A 19,880-nucleotide genomic window follows, 5' to 3' on the forward strand; every position below is an offset into this window, starting at 1 on the left:
GTGTCATGCCAAAAGGTGCGTTTAGCACCTTTCCAACACAAACGCTATTAAACTTGCATTCTCATTACTTCTTGATATGCTTCAATGACTTTATTTCTCACTTCAATCGTTGCTGACATGGTGATACTTGCTTTTTGACTTGCAATCATCACTTGGTGAAGATCTACATTTTCGCCTCTTGCCAATTTTTCTGTCATTACATCCGATTGATTTTGTGCTGAATTTACTTTTTCAATTGAATCCTTTAATACGGACGCAAAACTCTTTTGTGCTTCGTATGGTGTAGTAGATGGAGCAGAAGCTGCTGCATTTGATTGAAAAACTTTAGATACAGACGGAATAGATATAGTCATGATTTATTCTCCTTTTATTTACCGATCTCTAATGCTTTCATAAGCATTCCTTTAGATGCATTTAATACAGTCACGTTTGCTTCATAGGATCTAGTAGCACTTATCAAATCCACCATTTCACGAAGTGGATCAACATTCGGTAGTTCTACATAGCCATTTTCATCCGCATCAGGATGTTCAGGGTCATACACCAGTTTAAAGGGAGTTTCTGTATCTTCAACAATTTTTGAAACCTTCACTCCGTTTCCAGCACCTGTCGTTTGTTTTGACATTGCTTGGCTCATAAACGAAGAAAAGTTTCCCTCCTTTGGTTGAAGGACAACTGATTTCCTTCTATAACCCGCCGTGTCTACGTTCGCCATATTGGAAGAGATAACATCCATGCGCAATCTTTGTGCTGTTAAAGCAGAGGCAGAGGTATTGATGCTATGGAAAATCGACATAATTATCTCCCTCCTTTTATGACTGTTTCTAGCGAGTTAAACTTTCCGCTAATTCGTTCAATCATGGCATTATAATAAATTTGATTGGTTGCAAGGTCTGACATTTCTTTATCAATATCCACATTGTTTCCCGTGTGGTTGTATGATGTGGTACGATCAGTAGTTATTGTTACTCCCGCTCGTCCTGAGCTTTGAATGGCAATATGCTTGCTGTTTGTTTGTTTCCCTGAAACAGTCGATATTGCATCATTTAGCTCTGACTTAAAGCTTACGTTTTTAGCCTTATAGCCTGGAGTATCGGCGTTAGATATATTTTGTGCGATCACTTTTTGTTTTGTAGAAGAATAATTTAACGCATTTTCAAGCGTATTAATTGTATTTGAAAAGAGCTTCAAGTTCTCCACCTCATATATAGAATATATATATTTTGTTGATTGGTGCAGAAACTTGTAGTTTTACGTCGGATTCTGCAAAACAATCATACTACTAATTTTAATGAATCGCATATAGGATGTCTATCTCAATAAGGGCGAAATACTTAATCTATAAGTCCTATTTTAATCGAATCCTCCTAGTAGCAAAACACTGAAAAGATTGGAATCATGTATATATTTTTGTCATTTTTTCAGTTCATCAGATCCATTTGTCTCCTAAGAAAAATGGACTAGTTAGAATGTCTTATATTAGTAATTGTGTATTTAGCATAAGGGAACAGATTTTTATTGTAAAGAAAAAGTAGAATTTTGTCGAAATGTACCATAAAAAAACTCCTTATTTCTTATCGAAATAAGGAGTTTTCTATTAGTTTGATTTTAATTTACTTAGTTCAACTAAAAACTTATCGTTTAGTACTTTAATATATGTTCCTTTCATACCTAACGAACGTGATTCAATTACACCAGCACTTTCTAGTTTTCTAAGTGCATTTACAATCACTGATCTTGTAATTCCTACACGATCAGCAATCTTTGAAGCAACTAGTAACCCTTCTTTTCCACTAAGCTCTTCAAAAATATGCTCGATTGCTTCTAGCTCACTATAAGATAACGAGCTAATCGCCATTTGTACAACTGCCTTGCTTCTTGCTTCTTCTTCAATTTCTTCTGCTTTTTCTCTTAAAATCTCCATTCCTACTACTGTAGAGCCATACTCTGCCAGAATTAGGTCATCATCATGGAATTGTTCTTGTGTTCTAGCTAGGATTAATGTTCCTAGTCTTTCTCCTCCACCGATGATAGGAACGATCGTCGTTAAACCGTTTTTAAATAGGTCTTTGTTTTCCACTGGGAAAGCTGTGTACTCACTATTTACATCTAGGTTTGGTGAGGTTTCATTGATGTTAAATAGGTTGTTTGTGTACTCTTCAGGGAATTGACGGTCTTCAAGCATTTTCTTAATACGCTCGTTTTCAATTTGTTGGTTTACCGCAAAGCCTAATAATTTTCCGCGGCGACTTACGATAAAAATATTTGCTTCGATGACTTCACTTAGTGTTTCTGACATTTCTTTAAAATTAACCGGTTTTCCTGCTGCCTTTTGAAGTAAGGCATTAATCTTTCTTGTTTTTGACAGTAAATCCATTTGTTCTTCCTCCTAATTAGCTAAAACCATTGCAGTAGCACTTACTATGAATTCTGCATATGTATTGAACTGTTGTGTGTAACATAATATACGTTTGATTCCCCCATCGAGAGGGAATCAAACCCCATGTATTACAAAATAAATTGACTTAAGTCTTTATTACGTGAAATAGGTCCGAGCTTTTCTTCCACGTATTGTGGTGTGATTGTGATTTTTTCCATTGTGATATCCGGTGCTTCGAAGGACAAGTCCTCTAGAAGCTTTTCTAAGATGGTATGCAATCTTCTTGCTCCAATGTTATCCGTATTTTGATTCACATCATATGCAACTTCTGCAATCTTACGAATAGCATCGTCAGAAAATTCAATTTCTATACCTTCAGTCACTAACAATGCTTGATATTGCTTAATTAGGGCATTGTCAGGTTCGATTAGTATTTTATAAAAATCGTCTACCGTTAGCTTTGTTAGTTCCACTCTAATTGGAAAACGCCCTTGAAGCTCGGGTATTAAATCAGACGGTTTGGCGATATGGAAGGCTCCTGCAGCCATAAATAGAATATGGTCTGTCTTCACTGATCCATACTTAGTAACGACAGTCGAACCTTCAACAACCGGAAGAATATCTCTTTGTACTCCCTCTCGAGATACATCCGCAGATGATCCTCCTCCGTTTTTACTAGCAATTTTATCAATTTCATCAATAAAGATGATTCCTGTTTGCTCAGCACGGAACACAGCTTCTGATGTGACTTCATCCATATCAATCAGCTTTGAGGCTTCCTCATTCGTTAACACCTTTCTAGCATCGCGAACCGAAAGCTTCCGTTTTTTCCGTTTTTTCGGCATTAAGCCACTTAAGGCATCCTGCATATTCATTCCCATTTGCTCCATGCCTGAACCTTGAAGCATATCAAACATGGATGGTTGCTGCTCTTCCACTTCAACAGAAACCATTTCATTTTCAAGCTCTCCCTTAGAAAGCTTTTCAGCAACAACCTTCCTTTTTTCAACGATATTCATGTCTTCAGTAGGGGTCGGTTCTTGCTCCTGTGCCCCGCCTCCACCGAATAGCATCTCTAAAGGATTTTTATAGCCCGTTGCTTTTTTGGCAGAAGGTACTAACAAATCAACTAGTCGTTTATTTGCGTTATCCTCTGCTCGCTCTTTCACTTTTTGCATTTTTTCTTCTTTTACAAGCCTAACTGCTGTTTCAACGAGATCTCTTACCATTGATTCAACATCACGACCCACGTAGCCCACTTCCGTAAACTTCGTAGCTTCAACTTTTACAAACGGAGCTGATACAAGCTTTGCCATACGTCGAGCGATTTCTGTCTTTCCGACACCAGTTGGTCCAATCATTAATATATTCTTAGGATTGATTTCATCCCTTAAACTTTCGTCAAGCAAACTACGTCGATAACGATTTCTCAACGCAACCGCTACGGCTTTCTTTGCATCCTTTTGCCCAATGATATACTGATCCAATCGTTCAACAATCTGACGTGGGGTTAAATTTGTCCCTTTAGTGACCATTCGATCCCTCCTAAAGCTCTTCAACGATAATATTGTGATTTGTATATACGCAAATTTCTGCGGCAATTTCAAGGGAAGCTTTTGCAATTTCCTTTGCCGTTAGATGCTCTCCCGAATACTTCTTTAATGCTCTTCCCGCAGATAGTGCATAATTACCACCTGATCCAATCGCAAGGATTCCATCATCTGGTTCAATGATTTCTCCCGTACCAGATACCAATAGCATATCCGTGTCGTTCATAACAATCAGCATCGCTTCAAGACGTCGAAGGACTTTATCGCTTCGCCACTGTTTCGCAAGTTCAACAGATGCTCGTTGCAGATTGCCATTATACTCTTCTAATTTACCTTCAAACATTTCAAAAAGAGTAAAGGCGTCCGCAACAGACCCTGCAAATCCTGCTAAAACTCTACCGTTAAATAATTTTCTAACCTTACGAGCTGTGTGCTTCATTACAACAGCATTGCCAAAGGTTACTTGACCATCTCCAGACATGGCACATTGACCATTATGACGAACAGCAAAAATAGTTGTTGCATGAAATTGCGTCATATTATTCCTCCTAAAGCTTAAGCCCGGGGGTGGTGGGCCATATATGTTTTTCGCAAGTAATCATTTGTAACATGTGAATAAATTTGTGTAGAAGACAAAAACGAATGCCCTAATAGCTCTTGTACACTCCTCATATCTGCTCCGTTATTAAGGAGATGTGTCGCAAACGAATGCCTTAGCTTATGTGGATGAATGGATCCGTTTAAAGATGATTTTTTTATCAGTCGATCGAGTATATGTCTAACTCCATTAGTTGTAAGTGGTTCTCCACGAAAGTTAACAAATAAGGAATCATGTGAATGCTTTTCTCCAAGAAGTGCTTTTCTGCCATTGTTGATATATGTATCAATTGCTTCTTGAGCAAAGCTACCAAATGGAATATATCGATCCTTTTGACCCTTCCCATGAACAAGTACTGTTCCAATGTATAAATCAATATCTTTTAAACGAAGCTGACAACATTCACTAACCCGCATTCCAGTAGCATATAAAATTTCTAGCAAAGCAAGATCCCTTTGCCCGATAGGAGTATTAGCCTCGCAACTTGAAAATAAAGCTTTAAGCTCTTCTTCATAAAAAAAATCGGGCAATCTCTTTTCTTGCTTCGGCATAATCACTTGTGCAAAAGGATTATTCTGTACAAGATTATCTCTTAATAAAAACCGGTAAAAGCTTCTCATACTAGATATTTTTCTCGCAACAGTTTTTCTAGATAAATTCTTTTCAAAAAGCTTCGTTAAATACAGCCTGACATCAGAGTACTCGACATCAGCATAATCTGCTAACGATTGCTCCTTCATAAAAAGAGTAAAATCCCTAACATCAACTTGATAATGCTCAATTGTATATTGTGAATAATTTCTTTCTATTTGTAAATATTCAAAAAATAACTTTGCTGAAACGTTCACATCTTCTGACAATATTCGTCACCTCACAAAGGCTCCTAAATCGTATCACACTTCACATACCCTTGCAAGCAATTTACAAATTTTTCACAAAGTTCTGAATTGTTTCTAAAGCCCGATTTGCATGGTACTCTGCTCTTTCCTTTTTCCCTCTGATTTTAGTCGGCAACTCAGGGAACAAGCCAAAGTTCGCATTCATCGGCTGAAAATTCTTTGCGCTTGCACTTGTAATGTATCTTGCCATACTTCCGACAGCAGTTTCTCCTGGGAACACCACAAGTTCTTCACCTTGCACCAGTCTGGCTGCATTAAGTCCAGCAACTAATCCACTTGCTGCAGACTCTACATAGCCCTCTACTCCTGTCATTTGACCAGCAAAGAATAAATCCTTACGATCTTTGAATTGATACGTAGGCTCAAGCACTTTAGGCGAATTTATAAATGTATTTCTGTGCATGACACCATACCTTACGATTTCGGCATTTTCTAGTCCAGGGATTAATTGAAGAACTTCCTTTTGTGGTCCCCACTTTAAATGTGTCTGAAATCCAACAATATTGTAAAGTGTTCCTGCCGCATCATCCTGTCTAAGCTGAACAACAGCAAACGGACGCTTACCTGTTTTTGGATCCTCAAGGCCAACCGGCTTCATCGGACCAAATAGCATCGTTTTCTTTCCTCGACTTGCCATGACCTCAATTGGCATACAACCTTCAAAGAAAATTTCCTTTTCAAATTCTTTCAAAGGAACTGTTTCTGCCGATACAAGTGCATCGTAAAAACGATCAAACTCCTCTTCGGTCATCGGACAATTTAGATAAGCTGCCTCCCCTTTATCGTAACGGGATTTTAAATACACCTTATCCATATCAATGCTTTCTTTTTCAATGATTGGTGCTGCAGCGTCATAGAAGTATAAATATTCTTCACCCGTTAATTCTTGCAGTTTAGCTGAAAGCGCAGGACTTGTTAAAGGTCCAGTCGCTATGACAGTAGGTCCTTCTGGGATTTCTGTTATCTCCTCATTGATGACTGTTACATTCGGATGATTTTTTACTTTATCTGTTACATGTGCAGCAAACTCATGACGATCCACGGCAAGCGCTCCTCCTGCTGGAACTGCACAAGCATCCGCAGAAGCGATAATAACAGAATCTAACTTTCTCATTTCTTCCTTCAGGACTCCGACTGCATTTGTTAAATTGTTAGCTCGAAGGGAGTTACTACAAACTAACTCAGCAAACTTATCTGTATGATGTGCTGGAGTTTGCTTCACTGGTCTCATTTCGTACAAGCGAACTTTAATCCCTCTTTTTGCAAGTTGCCAAGCTGCTTCACTTCCAGCTAAGCCTGCTCCTATAACATTCACTGTTGCATCTATCATTTTATGAACCTCCAATAGCTCGTATGTATCTTTTTTTGGTATTAGCTTCTCCATATTCCTTCTGCATTTTACACTACGAATGAAAAAGTATAAAGTTTCAAGCAATAAAAAGAGTGAGCATAGTGCTCACCCTTAGCTTTGTGGCTCTTCCTTGTAGTCACAACTAATGCATTGAACTTGGACACCTTTTTTAAGCTTCTTCTCAATCAATAGTGATTCACATTTTGGACAATTTCTAGGCAGCGGTTTATCCCATGAGATAAAATCACATTCTGGGAATGTATCACAGCCATAGAAGATTCGACGCTTTTTACTTTTTCTTTCTATTATATTTCCTGTCTTACAATTTGGGCATTTTACACCAATATCCTTTACAATTGCTTTTGTGTTACGGCAATCCGGGAAATTGCTGCATGCCATAAACTTTCCATAGCGACCCATTTTATAGACCATCTCATGGCCGCACTGCTCACAATCCTCACCAGCAGGCTCATCTTTAATTTCTACCTGCTCCATTTCTTTTTCGGCCTTTTCTAAATGCTTTTCAAACCCTCGATAAAACTCATCGATAATTCGTACCCATTTTGTTTTTCCTTCTTCAACATTATCTAAGTCTTGTTCCATTTTTGCGGTAAACTCGACATCTAAGATATCTGGGAAGAATTCTACCATGAGTTCATGTACGATCTCTCCAAGTTCGGTTGGAATGAATCGTTTATTATCAAGAGTAACATATCCACGTTTTTGAATGGTATCTAATGTTGGAGCAAATGTCGATGGTCGGCCAATTCCAAGTTCCTCCAACGTCTTAACTAATCTAGCTTCCGTATATCTTGGAGGTGGTTGGGTAAAGTGTTGTTTCGGTTCTATATCCTTTTTGAGGACCGTATCGCCTTCCTTTAAATCAGGAAGCATTTTGTTCTTGTCCTCTGTTTGATCATCTGTCCCTTCGACGTACACCTTCATGAAACCTGGAAACTTAACCTTTGATCCGGTCGCTCTAAAGATTACCTCTCCATTTTTCAAATCCACACTCATCGTGTCCATGACAGCCGGTGCCATTTGGCTAGATACGAAACGCTCCCAAATTAACTTATAAAGCCTCAATTGATCCCGTGACAGGAATTCTTTCATACTTGCAGGATCACGTAGAGTACTCGTAGGTCTGATTGCTTCATGAGCATCTTGGGTGTTTGCCCCTTTTTTATCTTTACGCTTTTCTTCAGGTAAAAAGTTGGCGCCGTATGTGGACTCAATATACTGACTTGCTTCTGATTGTGCTACCTCTGAAATTCTAGTTGAATCTGTTCTCATGTATGTAATTAACCCGACAGTGCCTTCTTTTCCTAAATTGATCCCTTCATACAACTGTTGGGCTAACATCATCGTCTTTTTAGCTCGGAAGTTTAATTTTCTCGCAGCCTCTTGCTGAAGAGAAGACGTTGTGAACGGAACCGCTGGATTTCTTTTGCGTTCTTTTTTGGTCACAGAGGTTACTTCAAACTTATTCCCTTTCATTTTTGCTAAGATCGCCTTTACCTCTTCTTCTGACTTTAGCTCCATTCGCTGATTTTCTACACCATAGAAGTCAGCTTCAAATGCTGTTGTCCCCTTCAAAAATTCGCCTTCAATCGTCCAGTATTCTTCAGGAATGAACTCTTTAATTTCGTTTTCTCGATCAATAATTAAACGTACAGCTACCGATTGAACTCGACCTGCACTAAGCCCTTTTTTCACCTTTTTCCAAAACAAAGGACTAATATTGTAGCCAACCAAACGGTCTAAAATTCTACGTGCTTGCTGAGCGTCTACTAAATCCATGTTAATCGGTCTAGGATGCTTAAAAGACTCTTTAATCGCATCTTTCGTAATTTCATTAAAAACTACACGGCAATCGGAATGGATATCCACATCTAGCGTATGAGCTAAATGCCAAGCGATCGCTTCCCCTTCACGATCCGGGTCAGCCGCTAGATATATTTTCTTTGCTTTTTTTGCTGCTGTTTTTAATTCCTTTAGAACGGGGCCTTTTCCACGTATAGTAATATACTTTGGTTCGAACTCATGTTCAACGTCCACTCCCATCTGACTTTTGGGAAGATCGCGAACATGCCCCATCGACGCCTTAACTTTATATTTTTTTCCTAAGTATCTTTCGATCGTCTTCGCCTTTGCTGGTGACTCAACGATTACTAAAAACTCCGACATCAATTGTCCTCCTCAAGAGGGATTATATTAAACATTTGCTTATTGAATGTTTATTGTAAATATTCATTATTATTAAACTATTTATTGAAACTTGTCAAATATATCGTAAACGGTTTCAGCCTGCTAAATTTAAAATTTGTATCTTTATTTTCGAACTTCTGTTGCAAAATGTATAACAGTTTAAGCGATATTTCAACCTTTTTCATAAAAATATATAAAAAATTGGTGAAAAAGTATGGAAAATCGATGACATTTCTCTTTTCATACCTTTTTGTCATCATATGTGATGTTCCAACCAATTACAAACATTATGCATAAAATAATTCATTTAATATGTCTTCATGGCTTCTTACAAGCTTTGCTCCTTGCTGAATAAGGTCATTTGTTCCTGTCGAATGCTGACTAAAAATATTTCCTGGCAAAGCAAACACCTCTCGACCTTCATGAACCGCAAAATTTGCGGTGATTAACGAGCCGCTTTTTCTTTTTGCTTCTATTATAAATGTGCCTTTTGAAACCCCACTAATAATTCTATTTCTCATTGGAAATTGCCACCGTGAAGGAGTCGTATTTGGGGGATATTCGGAGATCATTAGATGGTTTTTCATAATATTTAGAGCAAGCTTTTGATTCGTTTGGGGGTAAATATGATAGATACCACCAGCAATGACTGCTATCGTTTTCCCTCCTAACCGAATGGCTGCTTCATGAGCAAGCGTATCAACACCTAAGGCTAACCCACTTACGATAATAATTCCTTTTTCAATCAACGGTGGAAACAACCGATCAATCGCTCTTTTTCCATACTCTGTCGCCTGTCTAGAACCGACGACAGCAAGCTTCGTTTGTTTTCCAAGCAGGGAGGTATCTCCCTTGGCGTACAATACCCATGGTGGCTGATACGTTTCCTTTAACAATTCAGGGTAAGCTGAATCAAAGTAAGTAATAATCTCAATATCATTTTGTTGATAATGGCGGATTTGTTCCAGTAAAACGGGTGAATGAAGATCTTCAAGTAAGGGTTGAATGGTAGAAGAAGGAAGTTCATGGACTTGATAGAGGAAAGTTGGAGAATATAGATATTTCAGCTCGGGATCATGCTTTAATATATGGTAAACCATTTTCCATCCTATGCCACGACAATGTAGCAAATGGCACAATCGTATTGAAAAAGATTCCAAAATAGATAACCTCCTTTAGAAATAGTATTTTAATAATATCACAAATAGCCCCTCTAAAAAGAGGGACTATTTGAATTTTTAGTGAGTTTTACATTGATCGTATAGACCTTTTTCTTTTAGTACTTTAATTAATGTTTCGCCCATAACAGAAGGTGTATCAGCGACTTGGATTCCGCATTCATTCATCACACGAATCTTTTCATCAGCTGTCCCTTTTCCACCTGAAATAATCGCACCAGCATGGCCCATACGCTTTCCTGGAGGTGCAGTACGACCACCGATGAAACCGACTACCGGCTTAGTCATGTTTGCTTTTACCCACTCTGCTGCTTCTTCTTCAGCCGTTCCACCAATTTCACCGATCATAATTACGGCATATGTTTCTGGGTCTTCATTAAATGCTTTTAACACATCGATGAAGTTTGTTCCATTAACGGGATCTCCACCAATACCAACAGCTGTAGATTGGCCAACACCCGCTTGTGATAATTGATGAACTGCTTCATACGTAAGTGTCCCAGAACGTGATACAACACCAACATGTCCCTTGGTATGAATGTATCCTGGCATAATACCAATCTTACACTCATCAGGAGTAATAACACCTGGGCAGTTAGGACCGACTAGGCGAGTCTTTTTCCCTTCCATGTAGCGTTTTACCTTGACCATATCTAAAACTGGAATATGCTCGGTAATACAAATGGCTAAATCAAGCTCTGCATCAACTGCTTCTAAAATGGCATCCGCAGCAAATGGAGCAGGCACGTAAATAACGGAAGCATTTGCCCCAGTAGCCTTTACAGCATCTGCCACCGTGTTAAATACAGGTACACCTTCTACCTCAGAACCACCTTTACCAGGTGTTACACCAGCAACAATTTGCGTTCCGTATTCCAGCATTTGTTTTGTATGGAAAAGGGCTGTCGAACCAGTAATCCCTTGAACTATCACTTTAGTATCTTTATTAATAAATACGCTCACATCAATTCCCCTTCCTTATACTAATGAAACGATTTTTTGTGCGCCGTCAGCCATAGATTCAGCAGCAATAATGTTGATATCTGATTCAGCAAGAATCTTCTTACCAAGCTCAACATTTGTTCCTTCCAAACGAACAACTAAAGGTACGTTTAGACCAACCTGCTTAGCAGCTTCTACAACACCAGTAGCAATAACGTCACACTTCATAATTCCGCCAAAGATATTTACAAAAATACCTTTTACATTTTTATCAGAAAGGATGATTTTAAATGCTTCTGTTACCTTTTCAGCTGTTGCTCCGCCCCCAACATCAAGGAAGTTTGCAGGATCTCCGCCGTAATGCTTTACAATATCCATTGTAGCCATAGCAAGACCAGCACCATTAACCATGCAACCAATATTTCCATCTAAAGAAATATAGCTTAGGTCGTATTTCGATGCCTCAATTTCCTTTGCATCTTCCTCGTCAAGGTCACGATACTCTAATACGTCTTTTTGACGATATAATGCATTTGAATCAAAGTTTAACTTTGCGTCTAACGCCATTACATTTCCATCACCTGTTACTACAAGCGGGTTAATTTCAGCGATTGAGCAATCTTTTTCAACAAATGCTTGGTATAAGCCCATCATAAACTTAACTGCTTTATTTACTAATTCTTTTGGAATATTAATATTAAATGCAATACGACGAGCTTGGTAGCCTGTTAAACCAACAACTGGGTCAATCACTTCTTTGAAGATTTTCTCAGGTGTTTTTTCTGCTACCTCCTCGATTTCTGTACCACCTTCTTCTGAAGCCATTAATACAACACGTGAAGTGGCACGGTCTAGTACTAAACCAATATAGTACTCTTTCTTAATGTCACAGCCTTCTTCAATTAAAAGGCGCTTTACTTCTTTCCCTTCAGGACCAGTTTGGTGAGTGATGAGTGTTTTCCCGAGAATTTCGCTCGCATATGTACGGACTTCATCCAAGTTTTTGGCAACCTTAACCCCACCTGCTTTTCCACGTCCACCTGCATGGATTTGGGCTTTTACTACACAAACTTGTGTTCCAAGTTCCTTTGCAGCTTCCACCGCTTCTTCAACTGTAAATGCTACCTTCCCATTTGGAACAGCAACCCCGTATTGTCTGAGGATCTCTTTCCCTTGGTACTCATGGATATTCATTTCCCATCCTCCTTCTAATCTTGCTTTTGGCTATTGCAGCAATAAAGATATTCTACACCTTTTCCTGCAATCCTGCCTGCATTCATTTTTCCCTTTGATCATTTTTTATCTAAAAAAAACAAGACTGCGCTTTCATTTTATAAAACAACGCATACCTTGTCTACTATTTCACACAAAATATTAAATTATTCAGAAATAAAAAAATTAAAGAAGTAGAATTTAAGATTTACTTTTTCCTACTTCTTTATCTGTACGATAAACAAATGCAAACACTTCAGCCACTGCTTGATACAGCTCTTCTGGGATGCTGTCATTGATATTCAATTTACTTAGTAACTCAATTAGTGTTGCGTCTTCTTGAATTGGAATATTATTCTCTTTTGCCTTCTTTAGAATATTATCTGCTACTATTCCTTTTCCTTTTGCAATCACCTTTGGCGAGTCATTTTTTGTTGCTTCATAACTTAGGGCAACCGCTTCTTTTCTTTTATGCTTTTCATTTATCATATTTTTATATCCACTCCACTATAAGATGAAGTCAATGGACTAGAAATGGTTACTTTTTTCGTTTTAACAACCGCTCTTTCAGCCTGCGTTTGAAAGCTAACATTCGAAAGCTGATATTCTAGCTTTTGTAAACTTTCTTTTAAACTAGCTAGATAGGGGGAGGAAAGTTGTTTAATATTTTCATGATCATTGATAATCGTAATTTTCATGATTCGATTCTGAATTTGCATATCAATGATCGTTTCATTCATGTGCTCTAAATCTAAGTAAAAAAGGACACGACAATAGCTTGGGTCAATTTTTCCATCGGTGTCCTTTCTACCATTCCACTGAATGGTAAGGTCCGTTTGCTTATTCATTAAAACAAGTGGAATTTGCATGACGATTTGCTGGACTGGAGTTGTATCCGATGACATGAGTTGTATTCCAGTTAACCTGTTCATTAAAGCTTCTGCTGAATCCTTTACCTTGGTCGGAATATCTTCATTCAGTAACTGAATTAATAACGATTTCACATTCTCCACTTTTGCACCTTCATCTGACACTTTTCCTCTTATCATATCAAATGACTCAGATTCATGAGAAAGTCCTAGCGTTTGAATAGCTGATTTCAACAATGATTTAAACTCTTCCACTGGCTCACTATCAACCTGTGAGAGTAACGTCTGAAGTTGATGTGTCAATTCTTTATTAAGAGCTTTATTAGCATCTATTCCATCCTTATTCAGTAAGGAGGAAATCGCTTCGTCAAATGTGACCGAATCGAATTTTGGTGATAATAAGTTGAAAAATTGCTTGATCGTTTGATTGCTTACATGAGAGTCCTTGAGGATCCCTCCGATCCAGTTTTTCAATAGTGACGATACATCCTCTGTTTTTCCTGCTGCTAGTAGTGCCGATGCTTGTTTTGCCGTTGATTCCATTCCAGGTAGCTGAATCAGTGGTTTTCCTTCAGAATGTCCAGTTAGCCTTTTAGCGGCTTGTTGCAAGATATTATGTTCATCCTCAATAGGTAGGAAACCCGTTTGCTGTAATGCTTTCAATGACTGTTGTGAGGTGAACGGGTCCTTAGCCTGTGTCCAACCTCTAACTATCTCCTGTAATACTTGAGTAGATAGCTTTTCTTGTCTTGTTTGGATATACGGCTCTATCGCCTCTTTTAAACGTGTCCCTGTTTGTGTGAGTGTATCTAAAGTGTCTAGCTCATTCTTGAGGGAAGTGATGACAGCATGAAACGAAGGACTTTTTATCGTTGATCGCACCGCATCAAACGTCATCTTTGTTAAGGGCAGTTCCCGGCTGATTAACTGCTTAATTGCCTCCAGGTCCTCCTTCGTCATTGTTTTCCCTTGAAATAGGCTCGTTGCCATAGAAATGGATTCTTTTGTGATTGGGAGCTGTTCCTTAAGAAAAAAACGTAATATGGCGGTACTCGTTTTGGTTTCAGGGATAGAGAACTGCTTTAACAGTCCTTCTAAGTTGGCATTCCCTGTCCCTTTTCCTTCCGTTAGTACCTTTAGATGAACCTGCCCTTCTCCTTGTTGTACTTGAAACCAATATCGTTCCCCTGCTGAAAGTGGGATTTCTAACTGGGCGATTACCTTCTGAGAACCCACTTGCACTTCTGCAGTTTGATTTGGAAAAAGCTTCAAAACCTTTCCTTGAAATACTTGTCCAGCCCGAAAATTTTGTTTGTTTCCCTCTATAGAGTCTGGGCGATTCATCAATATTTGAACCAGATTGGCTTGTATCAAGTGAGTTCCCTCCTCTCTAGTTATTGATTGTTTAACTCTTTAACAGGTGCGAATGATCTTCTGTGATACGGAGTGGCCCCGTAAAGTTGTAACGCTTCAATATGCTCCTTTGTGCCATACCCCATATTTTGTTCAAATCGGTATTCTGGGTAACTTAGGGCGATCTCTTTCATCATCCGATCTCTTGTAACTTTTGCAATGATGCTTGCTGCTGCAATAGAAATACTTTTACTATCCCCTTTAATAATAGCTTCTGATGGGACTGGCGTTGTAAGCTTCATAGCATCCACTAATAAGAAATCAGGATTGATATGTAATTCATTTAAGGCCGCATACATCGCCTTTTTAGTTGCTTCATAAATATTGATTTCATCAATTTCCTTTGCTTCTATAATTCCCACACCGATGGAGACAGCAGCTGTACGGATTAATTCATAAAGCTCCTCACGCTTGGTTTCGGTCAATTTTTTTGAATCATCAATCCCCAATATCTGAAAGTCGTCTGGTAAAATAACGGCCGCAGCAACGACTGGACCTGCGAGCGGGCCTCTTCCAACCTCATCGATTCCAGCGATATAAGTAAAACCTTGGCTTTTATATAATCTCTCATATTCACTCATCGCGATCAGCTTAAGCCTAGCCTGTTCGAGCAACTCTTTTTTTTGCATCCATTTTTTTACTAATTGTTGGACGCCTTTTCTACTATCTTTTAGAATATCGATTAGAAAAGGGTCTTTGTCATCCTCAACGGTTTTTAACTTTGTTTGAATTTCATCAATCGTTAATCTGTTCAAAACAAGTACGTCCCTTCAATCCTTATATCTCGTATATCGGCATATTACCAAAAAAATAAAGCCTTCTTCGAAAAGAAGGCTTCCCATTTATTCTTCTTTATCACTTGTCACAAGGTCAAAAGGTCTTTCTAGCGTCATAGGACCAAATAATTCGGAGCGAAACTCTCGGATGACTAATTCAGCTACTTTGTCATAGTCTACCTCGCCACCGCCCATTAGACAGCCTCTACGCTTACCGATTTCATCAAAGAACTCTACAATATCCTCTGGGATATATTCAAGCTGAAAGCGTTCCTTTAAGCGTTCAGGATACTCTCGCTCTAAAAAGCGAAGAGCATAAACACAAATATCCTGTAAATTAAGAATGGCATCTTTAATGGCCCCTGTTAATGCAAGCTTTGAGCCTACTTCTTGATCTTCAAATTTTGGCCATAATATTCCCGGTGTATCTAAAAGCTCTAACTCCTTACCAACTTTGATCCACTGTTGAGCTTTCGTTACCCCTGGTGTATTACCCGTTTTTGCGATATTCTTTTTCGCTAGTCGATTAATTAGCGTCGATTTCCCTGCATTCGGGATCCCAACGATCATCGCTCGAATGGCACGGGGCCTTACAACTCCTTTCGCTTTCATCCGATCGAATTTTTCTTTTAAGATTAATTCGGATGCGGAGACAATTTCTTTCATTCCCACACCTGCTTGAGAATTAATCGCAAGTGCCTTAATGCCTTTTTCTCCAAAGTATTGAATCCATTCCTTCGTAATCCTTGGATCTGCCATATCCGCCTTATTTAACAGCACTAATCTTGGCTTGTGCTGAATAATTTCATCTATCATTGGATTTCTAGAAGAATACGGTATTCTTGCATCCACTAATTCGAATATGATGTCAACAAGTTTTAGCTTTTCCGTGACCTGCCTGCGTGCTTTCGCCATATGCCCCGGAAACCACTGAATCGTCATGGGTGCACCCCTCCTTCTATTTTACTATTTTCAAATCTTCAATCGGCCAGTAAATCACACTCGTATTTCCTAGTACCTTCTCCATCGGGACGGTTCCAATATGACGACTGTCCTTACTGAATCGTCTGTTATCTCCCATCACAAATAGGTGTCCATCAGGAACGGTTTCTTGACCGATAATTTCTTCTAAAGTAAATGGCTCAGTTAAAGGACCATCTACTACTTGCTCTTTAAATTCATCAAGGTATGGCTCCTCATAAGCTTTCCCATTTACATAGAGTGTATCATCTTTGTATTCAATTTTATCTCCTGGTAAACCAATCACTCTTTTTATGTAGTCTTTATTTTCAGGGGCATGAAACACGATAATATCAAAGCGTTCTGGTTCCCCAATTTGATAACTAAATTTATTAACGATCATACGGTCTTGATCATGTAATGTCGGCATCATTGATAACCCATCCACTACTATCGGTGCAAATAAGAAATATCGAATAATTGCTGCTAATAACACCGCAATGATTAGTGCCTTTGTCCATTCCCATAATTCATTTTTACTCTTTGCCATAACACATCCCACCAATCACTGTTCTTGTCGTCTAATTATCGCCGTACAGCTTTTATTTTACAGTATCGGTATTTATTATACACGTAATAACACTTAGATAGACTACGAAAAAGGAGCTTGTATGACAAGCTCCTTTCGCATTTGTCCAGCGACTGTCCATTTATCATGAAACGGTCGCTTTTCTTTTTTATCGGATTTCTTTAATACGAGCTTTTTTACCACGTAGGTTACGTAGGTAGTAAAGTTTCGCACGGCGTACTTTACCGCGACGGATTACTTCAAGCTTCGCAATTTTTGGTGTGTGTACTGGGAATGTACGCTCAACGCCTACACCATAAGAAACTTTACGTACTGTGAAAGTTTCACTAATTCCACCACCACGACGCTTAATCACAACACCTTCATACACCTGAACACGCTCACGAGTACCCTCGATAACTTTAACGTGTACACGTACAGTATCACCAGGACGGAAAGCAGGAAGATCAGAGCGAAGTTGTTCTTTTGTGATTTCTTCGATTAATTTTTGCATCGTTTTCAACTCCTTCCAACAGACGCTCATGCATAACTGAAGCAAATACTAATTGCAGCGGAACATCGTTTATAAGACTTAGACCTTTTAGTCACAGTCACAAAAAGTATCATAACATATATATCATTGAACTTCAATACTATTTCTTTTCATTTTCAAACTCTAGCAACCATTTCTTCTGCGTTTCTGTTAGGTCAAAAGCCTCTAATAAATCAGGACGCCTTTCATACGTCCGCTTAAGAGACTCCTTCTCTCTCCATTCATCTATTAAGCGATGATTTCCTGACGTTAATACTTCTGGAACCTTTAACCCGCGAAAATCGGCTGGTCTCGTATAATGAGGATGCTCTAATAAACCTGTGCTAAAAGAATCTTGTAAATGAGACTCTTCTTTCCCAAGTACATTCGGTAGCAGTCGAACCACACTATCAATAATGACCATGGCACCAAGCTCTCCACCCGTTAACACGAAATCACCAATCGAGATCTCATCTGTCACAACGTGCTGCCTAATTCTCTCGTCATATCCCTCGTAATGGCCGCACACAAAGATTAGATGCTCTTCCTTCGCTAGCTCCTCCGCCTTCTTCTGGTTATAACGCTCGCCTTGTGGACAGAGCAACACCACGCGTGGTGGCTTCGTCGTTTTGGCATGTTCTTGACAACTCTTAACTGCATCAAAGATCGGTTGTGGCTTCAAGACCATTCCTGCTCCCCCGCCATATGGGTAATCATCCACTGTCTGGTGCTTATTATCAGCAAACTCTCGAAAGTTAACAATATTGTACCGGACAGCCTGCTGTTCCGCCGCTTTTTTTAAAATCGATTGTCCGAACACCCCATGGAACATCTCAGGAAACAGGGTTAGTACATCTATGTTCATCATGATAGTAGCCCTTCCATCGGCTCAATTAAAACGATTTTTTCCTTCACATCTACCTTTTTCACAATCTGCTCGATATAGGGAATGAGAATATCCTTTCCACCTTTACCTTTTATGACCCATACATCATTTGCTCCAGGTGTTAGGATTTCTCGGATCTTCCCGATTTCTTCTCCTTTTGTAGTGAACACGAGACAGCCAATAATTTGGTGGAAGTAAAATTCATTTTCCTCTAGCTCACCTTGCTGCTCCTCTGTGATCTTCAGAACGCCACCCTTCATCGGTTCCACATCATTCACATTCGGGTAACCATTAAAGGTTAATAAATCAAATGATTTGTGCTTCCGGTGAGATTGAACTGTCAGCTTCAATGGCTCCTTTGAGTTAGGCATAAACAAATACAAGTGATTACCGGGCTTATACCTTTCATCAGCAAAGTCAGTCTGCGATATCACTCGAACTTCCCCTTTGATACCATGCGTATTCACAATCTTTCCGACATTAAACCATTTTTCCATCATCTTCACCTCAAACTAGCGAATTTCATCAACGATTCCGTCCTTGATGATAATCGTTTTTTCAGTCTGAATATCCTCCCATGCGTCACCTACATTCACTTCTACGACCGCTTGGCATTCCTTTTCTTTCAATTCACTTCCTAAAGGTAGCATATGTAATTGTTCTATTTTAAAATCAAGCAGCTTAATCTTTTCTAATCGTGTATGAATCTCATTTTCGAATCGATTCTTAAATGAGTTAACGGTCATTTTCTTTGATTTTTCAAGCTTCCTCATTTCAAAACGAAGCTGTTCTGATTCCTTCTGAAGTTGGCTTTTCTCAAGTTCAAACTTGTTTAGCAATACTTGTTTGCTAGTTTCCGTTAATACTTGCTTTACCACGACGGTTTGAAGAATATTCATGGACCGCATCCCCCTTCAGAAATAACTACGAAAAAAGGAGGGTTGTCCCCTCCTTCCTCAGTAGCATTTATTCAATAATTTCTAGGTAGACTTTCTTCTGCTGTGATGCTCCTGCTGAATAGACAACAGTTCGAATAGCTTTTGCGACACGGCCTTGTTTTCCGATTACTTTCCCCATATCTGTTTTGTGAACAGCTAGTTGATAAGTAATTTTGTCGGCTTCTTCTAACTCTGTTACACGAACTTCGTCTGGAAGATCAACAAGCGCCTTGACAATGGTTTCGATGAGCTCTCTCATTATCTGCAGATTACTTGCTTAATTTTGCGTTATGGAATTTTTCCATAATGCCTTGTTTAGAGAACAAGTTACGAACTGTATCAGATGGCTTCGCACCGTCTTTTAACCATTTTAATGCTAAGTCTTCGTTGATATCAACGATTGCTGGCTCAGCAACTGGGTTGTAAGTTCCAACTGTTTCAATGAAACGTCCATCACGTGGTGAACGAGAATCTGCTACTACAATACGATAAAAAGGAGATTTTTTTGCTCCCATACGCTTTAAACGAATTTTAACTGCCATTTTAAATAAGCACCTCCGAATAGTTTCACACAAGATAGTATAATATCAATTGTTTTTTAGTTTGTAAAGTCTTTTTTC

23 protein-coding genes are annotated in these 19,880 nt (G+C 38.9%); all 23 read right to left on the bottom strand.

Annotated features, from left to right (window positions below; translation table 11 throughout):
- Positions 1 to 47: 47 nt before the first annotated feature.
- Entirely contained in the window at positions 48 to 353 is a 306-nt protein-coding gene (fliE, locus tag M3175_RS05575) for a flagellar hook-basal body complex protein FliE (RefSeq protein WP_251515728.1), read from the bottom strand.
- A gap of 14 nt (positions 354 to 367) precedes the next feature.
- Positions 368 to 796 (bottom strand): flagellar basal body rod protein FlgC, encoded by a 429-nt coding sequence (flgC, locus tag M3175_RS05580; protein WP_119707534.1) that lies wholly within the window; start codon positions 794 to 796, stop codon positions 368 to 370.
- A gap of 2 nt (positions 797 to 798) precedes the next feature.
- Positions 799 to 1,191, bottom strand: coding sequence for a flagellar basal body rod protein FlgB (gene flgB / locus M3175_RS05585; RefSeq protein WP_251515730.1), 393 nt, complete (start codon positions 1,189 to 1,191; stop codon positions 799 to 801).
- 406 nt (positions 1,192 to 1,597) lie between these two features.
- Positions 1,598 to 2,377, bottom strand: coding sequence for a GTP-sensing pleiotropic transcriptional regulator CodY (gene codY / locus M3175_RS05590; RefSeq protein WP_251515732.1), 780 nt, complete (start codon positions 2,375 to 2,377; stop codon positions 1,598 to 1,600).
- 131 nt (positions 2,378 to 2,508) lie between these two features.
- Positions 2,509 to 3,915, bottom strand: a complete 1,407-nt coding sequence (hslU, locus tag M3175_RS05595; protein WP_251515734.1) for an ATP-dependent protease ATPase subunit HslU — start codon at positions 3,913 to 3,915, stop codon at positions 2,509 to 2,511.
- Positions 3,916 to 3,925: 10 nt separating this feature from the next.
- Entirely contained in the window at positions 3,926 to 4,468 is a 543-nt protein-coding gene (gene hslV / locus M3175_RS05600; protein ID WP_119707530.1) for an ATP-dependent protease subunit HslV, read from the bottom strand.
- 17 nt (positions 4,469 to 4,485) lie between these two features.
- On the bottom strand, positions 4,486 to 5,388 hold the full coding sequence (gene xerC, locus M3175_RS05605; protein WP_251515736.1) for a tyrosine recombinase XerC: 903 nt from the start codon (positions 5,386 to 5,388) through the stop codon (positions 4,486 to 4,488).
- 61 nt (positions 5,389 to 5,449) lie between these two features.
- Positions 5,450 to 6,757, bottom strand: coding sequence for an FADH(2)-oxidizing methylenetetrahydrofolate--tRNA-(uracil(54)-C(5))-methyltransferase TrmFO (gene trmFO / locus M3175_RS05610; RefSeq protein ID WP_251515738.1), 1,308 nt, complete (start codon positions 6,755 to 6,757; stop codon positions 5,450 to 5,452).
- 132 nt (positions 6,758 to 6,889) lie between these two features.
- Complete coding sequence (gene topA, locus M3175_RS05615) at positions 6,890 to 8,965, bottom strand: type I DNA topoisomerase (protein ID WP_251515740.1); 2,076 nt, start codon at positions 8,963 to 8,965, stop codon at positions 6,890 to 6,892.
- A gap of 308 nt (positions 8,966 to 9,273) precedes the next feature.
- The gene (gene dprA, locus M3175_RS05620; RefSeq protein WP_251515741.1) at positions 9,274 to 10,146 is read right to left on the bottom strand and encodes a DNA-processing protein DprA; all 873 of its coding nucleotides are present in this window, start codon (positions 10,144 to 10,146) and stop codon (positions 9,274 to 9,276) included.
- A 78-nt stretch (positions 10,147 to 10,224) separates the two neighbouring features.
- Positions 10,225 to 11,127: a succinate--CoA ligase subunit alpha gene (gene sucD, locus M3175_RS05625; protein ID WP_251515742.1), complete on the bottom strand. Its 903-nt coding sequence runs from the start codon at positions 11,125 to 11,127 to the stop codon at positions 10,225 to 10,227.
- Between the two features lie 15 nt (positions 11,128 to 11,142).
- A complete protein-coding gene (gene sucC, locus M3175_RS05630; protein WP_251515743.1) occupies positions 11,143 to 12,300 on the bottom strand; it encodes an ADP-forming succinate--CoA ligase subunit beta in 1,158 nt (385 codons plus the stop codon).
- Positions 12,301 to 12,519: 219 nt separating this feature from the next.
- On the bottom strand, positions 12,520 to 12,807 hold the full coding sequence (locus M3175_RS05635) for an EscU/YscU/HrcU family type III secretion system export apparatus switch protein (RefSeq protein ID WP_251515744.1): 288 nt from the start codon (positions 12,805 to 12,807) through the stop codon (positions 12,520 to 12,522).
- Positions 12,804 to 14,561 carry a TP0910 N-terminal domain-containing protein gene (locus M3175_RS05640; protein WP_251515745.1) on the bottom strand — a complete coding sequence of 586 codons (1,758 nt, stop codon included), beginning with the start codon at positions 14,559 to 14,561 and terminating at the stop codon, positions 12,804 to 12,806. Before M3175_RS05640 ends, M3175_RS05635 begins: the two co-directional genes overlap by 4 nt.
- Positions 14,562 to 14,581: 20 nt before the next feature.
- Positions 14,582 to 15,355, bottom strand: coding sequence for a ribonuclease HII (gene rnhB, locus M3175_RS05645; protein WP_251515747.1), 774 nt, complete (start codon positions 15,353 to 15,355; stop codon positions 14,582 to 14,584).
- A gap of 87 nt (positions 15,356 to 15,442) precedes the next feature.
- Positions 15,443 to 16,318, bottom strand: coding sequence for a ribosome biogenesis GTPase YlqF (gene ylqF / locus M3175_RS05650; protein ID WP_251515749.1), 876 nt, complete (start codon positions 16,316 to 16,318; stop codon positions 15,443 to 15,445).
- 16 nt (positions 16,319 to 16,334) lie between these two features.
- A complete protein-coding gene (gene lepB, locus M3175_RS05655; RefSeq protein ID WP_251515751.1) occupies positions 16,335 to 16,886 on the bottom strand; it encodes a signal peptidase I in 552 nt (183 codons plus the stop codon).
- 187 nt (positions 16,887 to 17,073) lie between these two features.
- Entirely contained in the window at positions 17,074 to 17,418 is a 345-nt protein-coding gene (rplS, locus tag M3175_RS05660) for a 50S ribosomal protein L19 (RefSeq protein ID WP_251516272.1), read from the bottom strand.
- Positions 17,419 to 17,557: 139 nt separating this feature from the next.
- Positions 17,558 to 18,304 (bottom strand): tRNA (guanosine(37)-N1)-methyltransferase TrmD, encoded by a 747-nt coding sequence (gene trmD, locus M3175_RS05665; protein WP_251515753.1) that lies wholly within the window; start codon positions 18,302 to 18,304, stop codon positions 17,558 to 17,560.
- Positions 18,301 to 18,819, bottom strand: a complete 519-nt coding sequence (gene rimM / locus M3175_RS05670; RefSeq protein WP_251516275.1) for a ribosome maturation factor RimM — start codon at positions 18,817 to 18,819, stop codon at positions 18,301 to 18,303. The genes trmD and rimM overlap by 4 nt, the downstream gene beginning before the upstream one ends.
- A gap of 15 nt (positions 18,820 to 18,834) precedes the next feature.
- A complete protein-coding gene (locus M3175_RS05675; protein ID WP_251515755.1) occupies positions 18,835 to 19,221 on the bottom strand; it encodes a YlqD family protein in 387 nt (128 codons plus the stop codon).
- A 67-nt stretch (positions 19,222 to 19,288) separates the two neighbouring features.
- Positions 19,289 to 19,519, bottom strand: coding sequence for a KH domain-containing protein (locus M3175_RS05680; protein ID WP_251515757.1), 231 nt, complete (start codon positions 19,517 to 19,519; stop codon positions 19,289 to 19,291).
- 10 nt (positions 19,520 to 19,529) lie between these two features.
- The gene (rpsP, locus tag M3175_RS05685; protein ID WP_251515759.1) at positions 19,530 to 19,802 is read right to left on the bottom strand and encodes a 30S ribosomal protein S16; all 273 of its coding nucleotides are present in this window, start codon (positions 19,800 to 19,802) and stop codon (positions 19,530 to 19,532) included.
- Positions 19,803 to 19,880: the final 78 nt, after the last annotated feature.

The organism is Robertmurraya korlensis, from assembly GCF_023715225.1.
Taxonomy (GTDB): Bacteria; Bacillota; Bacilli; order Bacillales; family Cytobacillaceae; genus Robertmurraya_A.

What these genes read in the sequence shown, in the direction of transcription:
- fliE (WP_251515728.1), bottom strand. Translation starts at nt 353, where the DNA reads ATGACTATATCTATTCCGTCTGTATCTAAAGTTTTTCAATCAAATGCA.
- flgC (WP_119707534.1), bottom strand. Translation starts at nt 796, where the DNA reads ATGTCGATTTTCCATAGCATCAATACCTCTGCCTCTGCTTTAACAGCA.
- codY (WP_251515732.1), bottom strand. Translation starts at nt 2,377, where the DNA reads ATGGATTTACTGTCAAAAACAAGAAAGATTAATGCCTTACTTCAAAAG.
- hslU (WP_251515734.1), bottom strand. Translation starts at nt 3,915, where the DNA reads ATGGTCACTAAAGGGACAAATTTAACCCCACGTCAGATTGTTGAACGA.
- hslV (WP_119707530.1), bottom strand. Translation starts at nt 4,468, where the DNA reads ATGACGCAATTTCATGCAACAACTATTTTTGCTGTTCGTCATAATGGT.
- trmFO (WP_251515738.1), bottom strand. Translation starts at nt 6,757, where the DNA reads ATGATAGATGCAACAGTGAATGTTATAGGAGCAGGCTTAGCTGGAAGT.
- topA (WP_251515740.1), bottom strand. Translation starts at nt 8,965, where the DNA reads ATGTCGGAGTTTTTAGTAATCGTTGAGTCACCAGCAAAGGCGAAGACG.
- sucC (WP_251515743.1), bottom strand. Translation starts at nt 12,300, where the DNA reads ATGAATATCCATGAGTACCAAGGGAAAGAGATCCTCAGACAATACGGG.
- M3175_RS05635 (WP_251515744.1), bottom strand. Translation starts at nt 12,807, where the DNA reads ATGATAAATGAAAAGCATAAAAGAAAAGAAGCGGTTGCCCTAAGTTAT.
- ylqF (WP_251515749.1), bottom strand. Translation starts at nt 16,318, where the DNA reads ATGACGATTCAGTGGTTTCCGGGGCATATGGCGAAAGCACGCAGGCAG.
- lepB (WP_251515751.1), bottom strand. Translation starts at nt 16,886, where the DNA reads ATGGCAAAGAGTAAAAATGAATTATGGGAATGGACAAAGGCACTAATC.
- rplS (WP_251516272.1), bottom strand. Translation starts at nt 17,418, where the DNA reads ATGCAAAAATTAATCGAAGAAATCACAAAAGAACAACTTCGCTCTGAT.
- trmD (WP_251515753.1), bottom strand. Translation starts at nt 18,304, where the DNA reads ATGATGAACATAGATGTACTAACCCTGTTTCCTGAGATGTTCCATGGG.
- rimM (WP_251516275.1), bottom strand. Translation starts at nt 18,819, where the DNA reads ATGGAAAAATGGTTTAATGTCGGAAAGATTGTGAATACGCATGGTATC.
- M3175_RS05675 (WP_251515755.1), bottom strand. Translation starts at nt 19,221, where the DNA reads ATGAATATTCTTCAAACCGTCGTGGTAAAGCAAGTATTAACGGAAACT.
- M3175_RS05680 (WP_251515757.1), bottom strand. Translation starts at nt 19,519, where the DNA reads ATGAGAGAGCTCATCGAAACCATTGTCAAGGCGCTTGTTGATCTTCCA.
- rpsP (WP_251515759.1), bottom strand. Translation starts at nt 19,802, where the DNA reads ATGGCAGTTAAAATTCGTTTAAAGCGTATGGGAGCAAAAAAATCTCCT.